Raw genomic sequence first — 13071 nt, 5'->3', positions numbered from 1 at the left:
TGTGCGAGGCCATATCAGCAGGATATCCGCAGCCAGCTATACTTCTGACGTTGGCTGCTGAGGGGGCACTATGAGTGATGCACGTGTCGGACTGGTCATCGAGGATGACCACGACATTCGGGAACTGGTTCGCACTGTGCTGACCCAGGCAGGCTTTGACGTGACCGTGGCAAGCAGCGGTGCCGAAGGTGTCCTTACTGCGAAGACCCTCAATCCGGATGTCATCACCCTGGACCTTGGCTTGCCAGACATCGACGGCTTTGAGGTTTCCCGGCAGATCCGCGAGTTTTCGGACGCCTATATCGTGATGCTGACGGCCCGGACAGAAGAGCTGGATACCCTCATAGGGCTTGAGTCCGGCGCGGACGATTACCTTACAAAACCGTTCCGCCCCAGGGAGCTGCGCGCCCGCATCGCTGCGATGATGCGCCGCCCCCGTACCGTCCCCGACGCGGCGGAAGCTGCCGGGGTGGAGGCGTCGGCGGATGGCCAGGCGCACCCGGAGCGGGGAAATTACAGCCATAACGGCCTGGAGCTGAGCTATGCCTCCCGCACGGTAACCGTGGACGGTGCGGAGATGAACCTGACCCGCACCGAGTTCGAACTCCTGCACGCCCTGCTGGAGGCAGGCAGGACTGTCCGTACCAAATCGGACCTGGTTCGCCGGCTACGGGACGAGGATTACGACGTCGGGGGTTACATCAGCGAAGCTGACGAGCGATCCGTCGAGGTCCACATGGGCAACCTGCGCAAAAAACTTGGTGATTCTCCGCAGAAGCCGCGCTGGCTCCAGACGGTTCGCGGCGTAGGCTACAGGCTCGCCCCTAACGAACGCTGATCCTGCAGCCTGCTCATCGTCTGCAAGCTGCACTGGCTGATCCGGCTCAGGAATGAGGCCGCGAGCCTGGGAAGGACGACGGCGGCGTCAGCGTCCGGCCCTCCGGTCCGGATTTCGCCTTCCAGGGCCATTGCCAGACTGGCGAGCCGCTGGGCGCCCACCATCTGGCTGGATGTCTTCAGGCTGAGGACGGCGTCCACCGAGCCGTCCAGGTCTCCGGTGGTCAGGGCCAGCCGCAGGCGCCCAATACGATGTGGGAGGTAGTCAATGAAGTTCCCCACGAAGACCCTGCAATACCCCTCGTCCTCCTCGAGTTCCTCACGCAGCCGGTCCAGGACGGCCTGGTCCACCAGTGGGCGACCGGCATCATTGGACGGGGTCATCATTGTCCTTTCGGCTGTGGTCTTCCACTCCGGAAACCGGGGGGTTAGGCGGGGCATCAACGCCCCTTCAGGTTAGGGCTGCTGCGCATACTCAGGAGCGGTTTCCGTGGAGAATTGTGTGTTTCTTGATGAGACTGCAGGTTTTTACGTCCAATACTTGAGCCAGTGCATTTCGTACAAAAAAATCAGCGGCAGTGGGTCGCATGGAGACGCGGAGAATAGTTGTTGTGTTGAGGTCGCTGAAAACTTTTGTCATAGCCTTTGTGGTGGCAGCCGGAATGGCTGTGGCCTTTATCCAACCTGCACATGCTGCCCCGGCTGGCCAAGTCGCCTTGAGTCCGGCGTCCGGGCCGGCTGGCTCTGCTGTTACCATTTCCGGCACGGGATTCAAGGGATCTACAACCGGGACGGTAATTGTGGGTTCCACTACCTTTCCTTTCAAAACCACAGCCACGGGCGCATTCAGTACCGGCATCACCATCCCTGCTGAGTCCAGCGGCACCGTCATAGTCACGGCCAAGACGTCGTCCATCAAGGCTTCTGCTCCGTTCGTTGTGGAGGCAGCCCCGGCGCCCCAGCGGCCTACTGACAGCACGGACTCCTTGCGTTTTGGGGTGGCCACTCCTGGCGGTGCACTGGCTGCTGCGGAACTCGACGAAGTATCTGCACTGGCGGGGGAGAGCCCCTCCATGATCCTCATTTACAAAGACTTTCTTCAGTCGCCTCCACTGACCGAGCTGAACGCGGTGCGCGCCCGCGGTGCCGTTCCGCTTGTGACGTGGGAGCCGTGGGTTTGGGGCGGCGGCGTTGAGCAGCCCGCATATTCCCTTGACCGAATCACCGCCGGCGACTTTGATGACCGCATTCGTGAGTGGGGCCAGTCCCTTGCTTCCTGGGGCCAGCCGGTGATGCTCCGCTTTGCCCATGAGATGAATGGCAACTGGTATCCGTGGGCGGAATCGGCGAACGGAAATCAGCCGGGCGACTACGTCCAGGCCTGGCAGCACGTCCACAACCTCGTCGCCTCCACCGGAGCCAGCAACGTCCAGTGGGTGTGGTCTCCGAATGTTCCCTACTGGGGCTCCACAGATCTGGCGGGGCTTTATCCTGGCGCGGGCTACGTGGATGTGGTGGCCCTCGACGGGTACAACTGGGGCACGTCCACGGCGTGGAGCAGCTGGGTTTCGCCCCAGGACCTCTTTGGCCCGGGTATTGCAGCGCTCCGAAGCCTCGCGCCGGGTAAACCAATCCTGATTGCTGAGACGGCGTCCAGCGAGGCCGGCGGTTCGAAAGCCGAATGGAACACCAGTCTGGTGTCCTACCTTGCCGCCCAGCCCGATGTCATGGGGTTCGTCTGGTTCCACTTGCAGAAGGAGGCCGACTGGCGCATCAACAGCAGTCCTTCCTCGGCGTCTGCCTTGAATGCGGCGCTCTTGGCGCGGCGCAGTTAGCTGGCGAAAGGGGATGCTGGTGCTCCGGCCTCTTGGTGCTGCAGTCCTCCAAACGGGACAACGCAGTCATCTTTCCGGACCCGCATCAAGGGCTGCAGGGGGAAAGGCTAAAGATTGCCTCAAGAATGCTGTCTGGTCGGGGCTCCATGGGAAGCGTGGGGTTCTGTTTCCAGAAACTGCACCAGGTGCGCTTCAAGTGCCGATCCATCCTTGAGCTCGCATTCCCACACGGTGAGCACCTCCCAGCCGGCATCCTCCAGCAGACGGCGCTGGCCGGCGTCGCGTTCCTTGGTACGGGACCGCTTTGCCTCCCAAAACTCCGCATTCGCTTTGGGTGCGTGCTGGCCCACCCGGCAGTCATGGAAATGCCAGAAACAGCCATTGACGAAAATGACCTTGCGGCGGCCGGCGAAGACCAAGTCCGGATTACCCGGAAGCCGGGTGCCCCCGGTCCTCCCGTGCAGACGATAGCGGTACCCCTTGGCGTGGAGGAGCCTGCGCACCAGCAGCTCGGGCTTGGTGTCCTTCCCCCGGATCCGGGACATGTTCCAGCTGCGCTGCTCCGGGCTCAGCTTATCCGCCATGCTTTCAGTCTAGATTCCTAGAAACCGCGCTCCGGCTGGTCCCCAAGCTGGAAATGGCGCCCGGTAATGGCGACAGGCTCGATCTCGACGTAAAAGTCCTTGAGCGTTGGCACCCACGACTTCAGACCCAGTTCTTCCACCTCTGCCAGTTCGGCCGAGTTGCTCAGTACCCGCGCTCTTCCCCGAAGGACCACGGACCACGCCTCGTCAGAGAGGATGCCGTCAGCCTCGAAGAGCACCGCCGAATTGATGGTTAGCTGGGCGAGCTTGTTGCCCGGGGCAGTCCTCAGATACAGCTTGCCGTTCGAGCTGACGTAGTTGACGGGAAAGATATCCGGTTCCCCGGCAACCGAGACCACCAACCGTCCGTGCTTGGTCCCCTGCAACAGGCGCCAGGACTGCTCGTCATTGAGTTCCAGGACCGGATTTCCATCTGCGTGCTCAAACATCATGCCGCCATTCTTCTACGTTCGGTAGAAATGCGCTAGGCGGAGTTGGTTGAACCCCGACCGGCGTTCTTGGTTATGTGCGATGCAGGCCGCGCTCTTAGTTGCTGGGCTGCTTAATTACTTTCCAATTTTCTGCCTTGGTGATAAATCCAAGGACGGGTTGCCTGTGGATAAGTCTTATCGCTGAAATGTGACCTGGGCTACCCTTAAGTCACTGTCCGGAACATGCCGTCTTGAAACTACTGGGGGATTAGCGGCCCATGACATCGCACAACGTATTCACGTCCCGCCTCTTGCGTCCCGGCGCTGTAGCCATCCTTGTTGCTGCTGCTGTGATGTTGGCTGGCTGCGCGGGTGGAGCACCTGCAGATCCAGGAACGGCATCCCCGACAGCTACAGAGGCGACCTCCCCTAGTCCTTCCGCCACCCCTACGCCGACGACCAGCGCCGTCTACAAACCGGCCGACGCATCCGGCCCCGCCCAAAACGTTCCCGTCCCCGTGCTGCCCGAAGTGGCGAAGACAGAGACGAAGGAGGGTGCGGAGGCGTTCGCAAAGTATTGGTTCAGTGTGCTGAGTTATTCATATGAGACAGGCGACGTTGCTCTTTTTGAAAGCATAGAACCTCCGTCGTGCGCAGCTTGCCAAAAAGTGAAAGACGTTATTCGTGACTGGCACTCTGAGGGGCGCTGGCTCGTAGGCGGCAAACTAACAACGCCAGTCACGGATACAACGTTCATGAAGAATCAAGAGGGCCGGTACAAAGTCGCCGTCCAAGTCCACCAAGAACCTTTGTCATACGTACGGCCTGATGGTTCCGTAGCTCGGACGGATGCACAGCTGCCTGACCAGGGGAATCTACTTATACTCACCTACGAAGACGGCGGTTGGACCGTGGTTGAGCTCGGAAGCATCGTTGGCTAGCAGTGTCACGTTACCCGCTGCTTAGCATCCTCCTCGCAACGGTCGCATTCGTTAGCCTCCTTACCAATCCGGCGCACGGCGATGACGGCCGCGATCCTGAATTCGGTGGTGAATGGAATCCTGGCCTCCAAGTAGTGGGTTACATCTGGGACACGGAACTTGAGGACTTTATTCGGGCTGATCCGAGCGCCCCGGTAACCGACCCTAACGAGTACAAGTACGAGCTTCAGTGCCACCTTGGCGGGGGCGACTTCGACACGCCTTGCCTTGCCCGGCAAATCGAATGCAAGGACGGCCCTGACGGTGAAGAGGGCATCCCTGTCACCTGGCTATCAAGGCCCCGGGGAGTTCCCGGCGCAGTCTGGGCCCACCATTCGGGCCCGACCTGCCTCTACGACGCTCGGCCCGAGGACTTGCTGCCCCGCATCGCCGCCGACATCCAGCGGCAGTTCCAAAGCTTGCCGGTGAATGCCGGAACAGTCGTGGCCCAGCCCAGCCCCCACACGCTTAGGGGCGCTGAAACCAACTTCTACGCGGAGGCCGTGGAACAGCAGTTCGATGTCACCATGTTCGGCCAGCAGGTGCACATTGTCGCGACGCCGGTTCAATACACCTGGAACTACGGCGATGGAACTGTTTTCGGTCCCCAGCCGTCCATGGGAGGCCCGCTGCCGCAGGACCGCTGGGGTGAAAAGACGAGGACAAGCCACGCCTACGGAGCCACGGGCGACTTCCAGGTTGTGCTGACCACGTCCTTCCAAGGAACGTACTCCGTCAATGCCGGGCCACCCCTGCCCATCCCTGGCCAGGGCCAATTCAACGCGCCGCCGCAAACCATCAGCGTCTGGCGGTCGCTCACCCGCAACTACGCCGACGACTGCAATGCAAACCCCCAGGGGCAGGGGTGCCCGGGAGTTGGGGCAACGCGCTAAGGAGCCGTCATGCCAGCCCCAACCGGAGAGCAACCGCCGTGTAAGCGTGCTGTGATTCGCGCCGCTTTCGGAATAGTTGCACGCGCCTCCCAGTTGGGCCAGACAGAACGTTGAAAACTTCGAAAGGACGCGCATGCTGTTTTCCCCTCTGGCCCTTGGCGAACTCGAGCTCCCTAACCGACTGGTGATGGCACCCCTGACACGGCTCCGCGCCGGCGACGAAGGCATCCCCGGTCCCCTCCTCGCTGAGCATTACCGGCAGCGTGCTTCCCTCGGCCTTATCGTCAGCGAAGGAACCTACCCCAGCCCTGCTGGTCGTTCCTACCCCGGCCAGCCTGGCATCGTCACGGAAGAGCAGGTGGCCGGATGGAAGAAGGTCACCGACGCAGTGCACGCCGAAGGCGGCCGCATGTTCGCCCAGATCATGCATGGCGGCAGGGTCTCACACCCGGAGATCACGGGCGGCAACACCATCGTCGCCCCCAGCGCGGTAGCTATCGAGGGCGAAGTGCGTACGCCGTCCGGCAAACAGCCATACCCCGTGCCGCACGCACTGACCACTGACGAACTGCCTCTGGTGATCCAAGAATTCGTCGCCGCCTCGCTGAATGTCATCGAAGCCGGTTTCGACGGCGTCGAACTTCACTCAGCCAACGGCTACCTTCTCCACGAGTTCCTGGCGCCGAACGCCAACGTCCGCACCGACAGCTACGGCGGTTCCCCGGAGAACCGGGCACGTTTCGTGATCGAGACGGTCAACGCGGTAGTGGCAGCGGTCGGAGCCAACCGGGTGGGTATCCGCATCTCCCCGGAGCACAACGTCCAGGGCATTGCCGAGACTGACGCAGCTGATGTTCGCGCCACGTACGAGGTTCTGGTGGACAGCATCGCCCCGCTGAACCTTGCTTACCTCAGCATCCTGCACCACGAACCCGGTGGAGAACTGGTCCAGGATCTGCGCGCCCGTTTCGATGGCACCTTCCTGGTTAACACCGGCTTCAACGTCGTCACCACCCGCGAGGAAGCTGTTGCCCTGGTGGCCAACGGCCATGCTGACGCCGTAGTGGTGGGCCGTCCCGCCATTGCCAATCCGGATTTGGCGCGGCGCTGGAACGAGAGCCTGCCGCTGAACGAAGCGGACCCCTCAACCTTCTACGCCGATGGGGCCGAGGGCTACACGGACTACCCGGCCTACGCCGGCTAAAAGCCCCTTCCAAACAGCAACCACGAGGCAGCAAACGACGGCGGCACCCGGCTCTGGGTGCCGCCGTCGTTTGCTGCTCGGTGTGCTGTCCCGGCAGCGGTCGCCTCAGGTCATCCGACGGCCTTCGGCTGGTGAAGTTGGCCCACCGGGCTCCTCTGGGGTCCGGCGGTGATCAGATGCTACTCCATCAAATGGAGATTTACTAGAGTCCGTTTCGGCACCTGCCGGGCGGGCTAGAGAAGCGCCTCCCGGCCGGTTCCTTCCGTCATGACCAGCTTGCCGTCCTCTATGGACACGAGCACGCTTTTGGGCTTTCCGCTGACCTTCTTGATCGCTTTCAGGCCCCGGTTGGTTACCTCGACCCCCACTTGCGCGCCCTTCGCCGGAAGCTCTACGGATACCTCAGATGCGATGCCGAGGATCGGGTTGGTGGAAACGTCCAGGTCCCGCCGCGCTTGCTTACCGTTCACCGTCACGGTGATGTTTGCTTCCTCGAACCCCTCCTGAAACACAATAAGCAGTTCCCGCATGATGCCCTCTTCCTCGAGCGTTCGGTGCCTGTGACGGCATTTCAACTACAGCACTTTGCGGGCGGCAGCGGAATACCCTTGCCCAACGTCCTTGACTGCCACGGCAGTGGAGCCGGGCAAGCGCTTAGGGCAAGATGTTCTGGTGACCCAACTGCCGCACGCCCCTTCCCCTGCTCCGTCCACACCCACGAAAAGGGAGGACGGAATCTACAGCCAGATTGCCACCGAACTGGGCGTCAAAGCCTGGCAGGTGAAGGCAGCAGTGGAGCTGCTCGACGGCGGGTCCACCGTCCCGTTCATCGCCCGGTACCGCAAGGAATCTACCGGGACGCTGGACGACACTCAGCTCCGTGAGCTCGACGAACGCCTGCGCTACCTCCGTGAACTCGAGGACCGCCGTCGTACGGTTCTCGACGCTGTTGCGTCGCAAGGCCAGATGACGCCCCAGTTGCAGAAAGCGATCCTCGCTGCCGACACAAAATCCCGACTTGAGGACATCTATTTGCCGTTCAAGTCAAAGCGGCGTACCAAAGCGCAGATAGCGCGCGAAGCCGGCCTGGAGCCGCTGGCTGAGGTTTTGCTGAAACGCCCCGAGCTAAGCCCGGAACGCGAGGCTGCGAAGTACCTCAACCATGAACATGCCGTTGGCGACGCCGCCGCCGCGCTCGCGGGTGCCCGCGCCATTCTCGTTGAGCGCGTAGCCCAGGACCCCGATCTCGCTGCCACCCTGCGCGAGCGCCTCTGGACGCAGGGCCGCATGGTGTCGCGCGTCAAGAAGGGGAAGGAGGCAGAAGGCCAGAAGTTCGCTGACTACTTCGAGTTTGCCCAGGCGCCGGCCGGCATGCCGTCGCACCGGATACTCGCTTTGCTGCGGGGGGAGAAGGACGGTGTCCTTGAGCTCGACCTCGCCGAAGCAGACCCCACGGACGACGGCGCCCTTGCGGCTGCGCGCTCACGCTATGAATCGGCAGTGGCGAGGTGCCTCGGGGTTGCCGACCGCGGGCGTCCCGCCGATGCCTGGTTGATGGAAACGGCCCAGCTGGCATGGCGGTCCCGCGTGCTGGCCCGGCTGACGGCGGACCTCCGCGGCAAGATGTTTGCAGCCGCCGAGGATGAGGCCGTCCGCGTTTTTGCTGCGAATCTTCGCGACGTGCTGCTGGCCGCGCCCGCCGGGAACAAGGCCACGCTGGGCCTGGACCCCGGACTTCGAACCGGCGTGAAGGTAGCGGTTGTGGATGGCACTGGCAAGGTGGTGGCCACGGATACGGTTTACCCCCATGCCCCGGCACGCAAGTGGGACGAGGCTTTGGCGACGCTGGTGCGGCTTGCGCGGCAGCACGCCGTCGAACTCGTGGCCATTGGCAATGGAACAGCATCCCGCGAAACTGACAAGCTTGCCGCGGAGCTGATCAAGCGGCTGCCGGACGTCGAACGGAAACCGCAAAAGCTCGTGGTGTCAGAAGCCGGGGCATCCGTCTACTCTGCTTCCGCTCTCGCTGCAGCTGAACTGCCCGGTATGGATGTGTCCCTGCGCGGGGCTGTATCGATCGCCCGCAGGCTGCAGGACCCGCTTGCCGAGCTGGTGAAGATCGATCCGAAGTCCATTGGTGTGGGCCAGTACCAGCACGATGTAACGGCGTCGAAACTCGACCGCAGCCTGGACGCCGTGGTGGAGGACTGCGTCAACGCCGTGGGAGTGGACGTCAACACTGCTTCGCCCGCGCTGCTCAGCCGGGTGGCCGGCGTCGGGCCTCTGCTCAGCGAAAACATTGTGGCGTACCGCAACGAGCACGGGCCCTTTGCCAAGCGCACGGACCTCAAGAAAGTGCCGCGGCTCGGTGCCAAGGCGTTCGAACAGTGCGCCGGCTTCCTCCGCATCACCGGGGGAGCGGAACCACTGGATGCCTCCAGCGTGCATCCGGAATCCTATGCGGTGGCACGCAAGATCCTCGTTGCCGCTGGTTCTGCGCCTGCCTCCTCGCTGGACCCGCGTGCCTTTGTGGATGAGACCTTTGGGCTGCCTACTGTGCAGGACATTCTGGTGGAGCTGGACAAACCGGGCCGGGACCCACGCCCAGCCTTCGCTGCGGCGACGTTTTCGGAGGGGATCGAGAAGATTTCCGACCTCAGGCCGGGGATGGTCCTGGAGGGGACCGTGACTAACGTTGCGGCGTTCGGCGCATTCGTGGATGTGGGCGTACACCAGGACGGACTGGTCCATGTATCTGCCCTGGCCAACCGCTTCGTTTCCGATCCGCGCGAGGTAGTGAAGTCAGGGCAAGTGGTCCGGGTGAAGGTCCTGGAGGCGGACCCCGAGCGGAAGCGGATCTCGTTGACGCTGCGGCTCGACGACGAGCCCTCCTCGGGCGGCCCGGGTTCGGGTGCCGCGTCGGCCGGGAAGTCCGGCGGTCGGCCACAGAACCAAGAGCGGGGGAGGAACCAAAGCGGCGGGCGCGGCGGAAGCCCCAGTACCGGACGAGGTGGATCCCAAGGTTCGGAGCGTGGCGCGAAGCAGGAACAGGGGCGATCGGGCGGAAAGCCGACGCGTAATGCGCCAGTGTCCGGCCGCACCTCTGCTCCCCAGGCCGCCCCGGTGAACACAGCCATGGCTGAGGCGCTGCGGAAGGCGGGCCTGGGAAAGTAGCCCGTTCGGGTGGCTCAATGTCATAGGTGCGGTTGCGGCGGCGGGTATGGCCTAAGCCAGCGACAGCACGAACGCGAGGACGAATCCCGCCGCCGTGCTCAGGGCGACAGCCGGGCCGCCGTGTTCATACGCTTCGGGCATCAGGGTGTCCGCGAGCGAGGCGATCACTGCACCGGCTGCGAACGCCAGAGGTATGGAGATCGCCTCCGGGTCCGCTCCGGAAAGCGGTCCAGCTCCCACTACGACGGCGATGACGAGCAGAACCGCACAAGCCAGCCATAGTCCGAGGATGCTGCCTGTCGAACGGCCCTGGCTCCGCATAGACGCCGAACCTACCAGCGCTTCAGGGAAATTGGAGACGAAAATAGCAGCCAGCAGCGCCAAGCCACCGGTTCCTTCTCCCAACGAGATTCCGAGGGCAACGTTCTCCGGCACGCCATCAAGGGTGACGGCGGCCAGGAGTGCCAGCCCGGCCGCTCCACGGGTTGATGCCGAAGTGGCAGCCTTATCGGAAGCGGCGGCATCAGTGTCGAGCTTGGCGCTGCCCTGGAACTCATCCGCAGGCGTGGCCTGTTTCTGTTCTCCGGCCTGCGCCCACCGGTCCAACAGTGCGCTGAGGACCGTGAACACCACAGCGCCGCCCATGAGGCCGATGGCCGCGCGGATGATCCCGCCGTGCTCATAGGCATCTTGGAACAGTTCGAAAGCGAGGGCCGTGATGAGCGAACCCGCGGCGAAGGCCAGCAGCATGGCCAAAAGCCGCTTGGGAAGTTCGAAGCGGACGCCGATGAGGGCACCCACGACCAAAGCGCTGGATGCTATGACGCCGAACCACAGCGACATCATCATGCCGCAAGTATAGGAGCGCGCCCTTGACGTGGGAATACGTCATGCCAAGACCTTTGGCCACACTTTCGATGGCGGTGGGTTTCTGCAAAGGTGGATTCATGACCTATTTCCTGGAGTACACCATTCCTGCCGCCGCCAATGATGCTGAGTTTGAGTTCCCGCACGACGAGATCAACTCCGGTACTACCATCCCGCTGACCCAGACGGATGCAGATGTTGTGCATACCCCTGAGCTCCCGGCCCGCACAGGCATCATCGGCGCCACGGTTCCGGAGGCAAAACTGGAAGCAGAGCAGCTGATCACCCACAGCCGTGCCTCTGAAGCGTCCCTGTACTTCGACCCGTCAAACTCCCTCAACGCTGGAGTCGGAACCCTCGTGGCCACTTTCAATGAGGGCCGCGGCTGGCAGGACGTTTAGGATATTTCGCTTCGGGTCCAGCTACTGCCCGACGAAACGGGGCCGGCCAAATTGGGTCCGGACACCGGGGGAGTACAGCACGGACTCCGGCGGGCCGTCCACTGTGATCCCCGCTGCTCCCATCAATCCATCGTCCAGTTCGAGCAGGTGTGCCGCGTAAAGGGGCCACGGTTCGTGCGTGTTGGGGATGTAGATGGTTTGGCCCTTGAAAACGCTGTGCAGCCCGAACCGGGCAGTCAGATGCGTTGACAGGGGATCCTCAACCGGTGTGTCAAGATCCGCCGCAGCACGAAAGATGCTGCTGGCGCCCCGCCGGAACCTGCGCACGGAGTAGCTGGCGACCGGGGTCCGGGCTGAGGGCGGCTGGTAACCCGTCCGCGACCAGACGTAGGGAATGCCAGCCGCCCGGGCGGCCAGGACCACGGGCAACCGGTTTGAATCCAGGCTCAGAAATACGACACCACGGGTTCCGTCAGGTTCCCTGGAGTAAAGGCGGACGTTGACTTCATTGAAACTGCCCAGGTAGGGGATGCCTGGTCCGCGTCCGATCCCTGCCTCCTTCATGCGGAAGCCGATGAGGCCAGCCCAGGAGCTTCCATCGAAGGTGTCTGGCTGCACGGCCCGGGGCATAAAGCGGGCAGCAACAGATTCCGTAATGCGCCAATGGAGGAAAACGGCGTTCATCCAGCGCTGATCCATGATGACAGGAAGTGGCAGTTCCTGTGGCAGTGGCCATTGTGCCGCCCTGTCCTGGTGCTGATTCACCGCCCGCTCCTGCTAATTCAGGGCGCGGGTACCGGCGGGAAGCTCCCCGCCGCCTAGAAGGGTGGCCGCGGCGTCCGCCAGTGCTGTCAGCGCAACCCGTTGCGTCCATGGGCCATAAGAGATTCGGGCGACCCCCAGTTCCTGCAGTCTGGCCGGAGGCAGGGAGCCCGGGACGTTGATGACGGAAACCTTGTTCCAGCCGATTCCGTCCACCAGAGCAACTACCGAGGCTTCGTCGAGCAGGCCGGGTACAAAGACGGTGGTGGCACCAACATCCAGGAATGCCCTTCCGCGCTCGATGGCGTCGATGAGAACGTGGGCGGGATCGCGGTCTTTGCCTCTGAGAAAGGCATCCGTCCGGGCGTTCAACACGAAGTCGATTCCTTCGGTTGCCCCGGCCTTAACAACGGCTGACATCTGTTCCACAGCGTCCTTCAGCGGGCGCATCTGGTCTTCGATGTTCGCACCGACAATTCCAACGCCGATAGCCTTGCGCGTTGTTTCGCCAGGGTCCCCGTAGCCGGATTCCAGGTCGGCGCTCACCGGCAAGTGGGTAGCCGCGGCGATGCGGCCCACCGCGCCGATCATTTCGTTCACTGGGATGTTCTCGCCGTCCGGGTAGCCCAGTGAAGCCGCAATGGAATGGCTTGCCGTAGCCAGGGCCACGGTGCCCTGTACGTCGGTGATAACCCTCGCTGTGATGGCATCCCAGACATTGATCACCTGGAGGATCTCAGCTGATTGGTGAAGTCGGAGAAGCTCAGCGGCCTTGGCATTAATGGTTTCCGTCATGCTGTGAAGCCTAACGGAGCCCGGCGATAGCAGCAGGTCACTCGCGGAAGGACGGTTGTTGAACGCAGATTGTTGACCAACGCGCGCCTCTCTCGTGTCTGCCCTTTCTAGGGTCAACCCCATTTCGCGTCAGCCCATTTCGCGCGTTCATTTCCGGGGTGTTGGTGGGGGTGGTGGTTTGAAGTAGGTGTTTTGTTGGGGTTTTTGGTGGGGGTCGAGGTGTTTTGGGGGTGTGTACCAGGGGGTGTTGTTGATGGTGGTGATGGTCCATTGTTCTTTGTGGATCAGGTGGTGGTGGCCTGAGCAGA

Annotated in this window: 15 protein-coding genes; 7 read left to right on the top strand and 8 right to left on the bottom strand. The window is 62.6% G+C overall.

Annotated elements, in window-relative coordinates; translation table 11 throughout:
* The first annotated feature begins 70 nt into the window (after nucleotides 1–70).
* A complete protein-coding gene (locus AC5RV1_RS12040; RefSeq protein WP_493949066.1) occupies nucleotides 71–838 on the top strand; it encodes a response regulator transcription factor in 768 nt (255 codons plus the stop codon).
* On the opposite strand, the gene AC5RV1_RS12035 is transcribed toward AC5RV1_RS12040, so the two are convergent.
* Together AC5RV1_RS12035 and AC5RV1_RS12030 are read right to left on the bottom strand one after the other, a co-directional pair.
* On the bottom strand, nucleotides 811–1221 hold the full coding sequence (locus AC5RV1_RS12035; RefSeq protein ID WP_493949083.1) for an Hpt domain-containing protein: 411 nt from the start codon (nucleotides 1219–1221) through the stop codon (nucleotides 811–813). The genes AC5RV1_RS12040 and AC5RV1_RS12035 overlap by 28 nt on opposite strands.
* A 91-nt stretch (nucleotides 1222–1312) precedes the next feature.
* Entirely contained in the window at nucleotides 1313–1648 is a 336-nt protein-coding gene (locus AC5RV1_RS12030; protein WP_493994710.1) for a hypothetical protein, read from the bottom strand.
* Here AC5RV1_RS12030 and AC5RV1_RS12025 point away from each other — a divergent pair.
* On the top strand, nucleotides 1638–2672 hold the full coding sequence (locus AC5RV1_RS12025; RefSeq protein WP_493994709.1) for a glycoside hydrolase family 26 protein: 1035 nt from the start codon (nucleotides 1638–1640) through the stop codon (nucleotides 2670–2672). The genes AC5RV1_RS12030 and AC5RV1_RS12025 overlap by 11 nt on opposite strands.
* Nucleotides 2673–2791: 119 nt before the next feature.
* Here the strand turns inward: AC5RV1_RS12025 and AC5RV1_RS12020 are convergent, their stop codons facing one another.
* Both AC5RV1_RS12020 and AC5RV1_RS12015 read right to left on the bottom strand, forming a co-directional pair.
* A complete protein-coding gene (locus AC5RV1_RS12020; RefSeq protein WP_493994708.1) occupies nucleotides 2792–3256 on the bottom strand; it encodes a very short patch repair endonuclease in 465 nt (154 codons plus the stop codon).
* Nucleotides 3257–3273: 17 nt separating this feature from the next.
* Nucleotides 3274–3708 carry a pyridoxamine 5'-phosphate oxidase family protein gene (locus AC5RV1_RS12015; RefSeq protein ID WP_493994707.1) on the bottom strand — a complete coding sequence of 145 codons (435 nt, stop codon included), beginning with the start codon at nucleotides 3706–3708 and terminating at the stop codon, nucleotides 3274–3276.
* A 257-nt stretch (nucleotides 3709–3965) separates the two neighbouring features.
* On the opposite strand from AC5RV1_RS12015, the gene AC5RV1_RS12010 reads away from it, so the two are divergent.
* The 3 genes from AC5RV1_RS12010 (at nucleotide 3966) to AC5RV1_RS12000 (ending at nucleotide 6764) form a co-directional block, all read left to right on the top strand.
* Entirely contained in the window at nucleotides 3966–4628 is a 663-nt protein-coding gene (locus AC5RV1_RS12010; protein ID WP_493994706.1) for a DUF6318 family protein, read from the top strand.
* Nucleotides 4629–4630: 2 nt separating this feature from the next.
* Entirely contained in the window at nucleotides 4631–5560 is a 930-nt protein-coding gene (locus AC5RV1_RS12005; protein WP_493994705.1) for a hypothetical protein, read from the top strand.
* Nucleotides 5561–5693: 133 nt separating this feature from the next.
* Nucleotides 5694–6764, top strand: coding sequence for an alkene reductase (locus tag AC5RV1_RS12000; RefSeq protein WP_493994704.1), 1071 nt, complete (start codon nucleotides 5694–5696; stop codon nucleotides 6762–6764).
* A gap of 233 nt (nucleotides 6765–6997) precedes the next feature.
* On the opposite strand, the gene AC5RV1_RS11995 is transcribed toward AC5RV1_RS12000, so the two are convergent.
* A complete protein-coding gene (locus tag AC5RV1_RS11995; protein WP_163165558.1) occupies nucleotides 6998–7294 on the bottom strand; it encodes a hypothetical protein in 297 nt (98 codons plus the stop codon).
* Nucleotides 7295–7436: 142 nt separating this feature from the next.
* Here AC5RV1_RS11995 and AC5RV1_RS11990 point away from each other — a divergent pair, with 142 nt between their 5' ends.
* Nucleotides 7437–9938 carry a Tex family protein gene (locus AC5RV1_RS11990; RefSeq protein WP_493994703.1) on the top strand — a complete coding sequence of 834 codons (2502 nt, stop codon included), beginning with the start codon at nucleotides 7437–7439 and terminating at the stop codon, nucleotides 9936–9938.
* Between the two features lie 51 nt (nucleotides 9939–9989).
* Here AC5RV1_RS11990 and AC5RV1_RS11985 read toward each other — a convergent pair whose 3' ends face one another.
* Nucleotides 9990–10787 (bottom strand): ZIP family metal transporter, encoded by a 798-nt coding sequence (locus AC5RV1_RS11985; RefSeq protein WP_493994702.1) that lies wholly within the window; start codon nucleotides 10785–10787, stop codon nucleotides 9990–9992.
* Between the two features lie 98 nt (nucleotides 10788–10885).
* On the opposite strand from AC5RV1_RS11985, the gene AC5RV1_RS11980 reads away from it, so the two are divergent.
* Nucleotides 10886–11206: a hypothetical protein gene (locus AC5RV1_RS11980; RefSeq protein ID WP_493994701.1), complete on the top strand. Its 321-nt coding sequence runs from the start codon at nucleotides 10886–10888 to the stop codon at nucleotides 11204–11206.
* Nucleotides 11207–11227: 21 nt separating this feature from the next.
* Here the strand turns inward: AC5RV1_RS11980 and AC5RV1_RS11975 are convergent, their stop codons facing one another.
* Complete coding sequence (locus AC5RV1_RS11975; protein ID WP_493994752.1) at nucleotides 11228–11905, bottom strand: YqjF family protein; 678 nt, start codon at nucleotides 11903–11905, stop codon at nucleotides 11228–11230.
* 78 nt (nucleotides 11906–11983) lie between these two features.
* Nucleotides 11984–12763 (bottom strand): isocitrate lyase/PEP mutase family protein, encoded by a 780-nt coding sequence (locus AC5RV1_RS11970; RefSeq protein WP_493949077.1) that lies wholly within the window; start codon nucleotides 12761–12763, stop codon nucleotides 11984–11986.
* Nucleotides 12764–13071 lie beyond the last annotated feature (308 nt).

This window comes from Arthrobacter sp. Hb9-2, from assembly GCF_059091165.1.
Note: the sequence above shows the minus strand (reverse complement) of the source record. Positions and strands in the feature narration are given on the sequence as shown.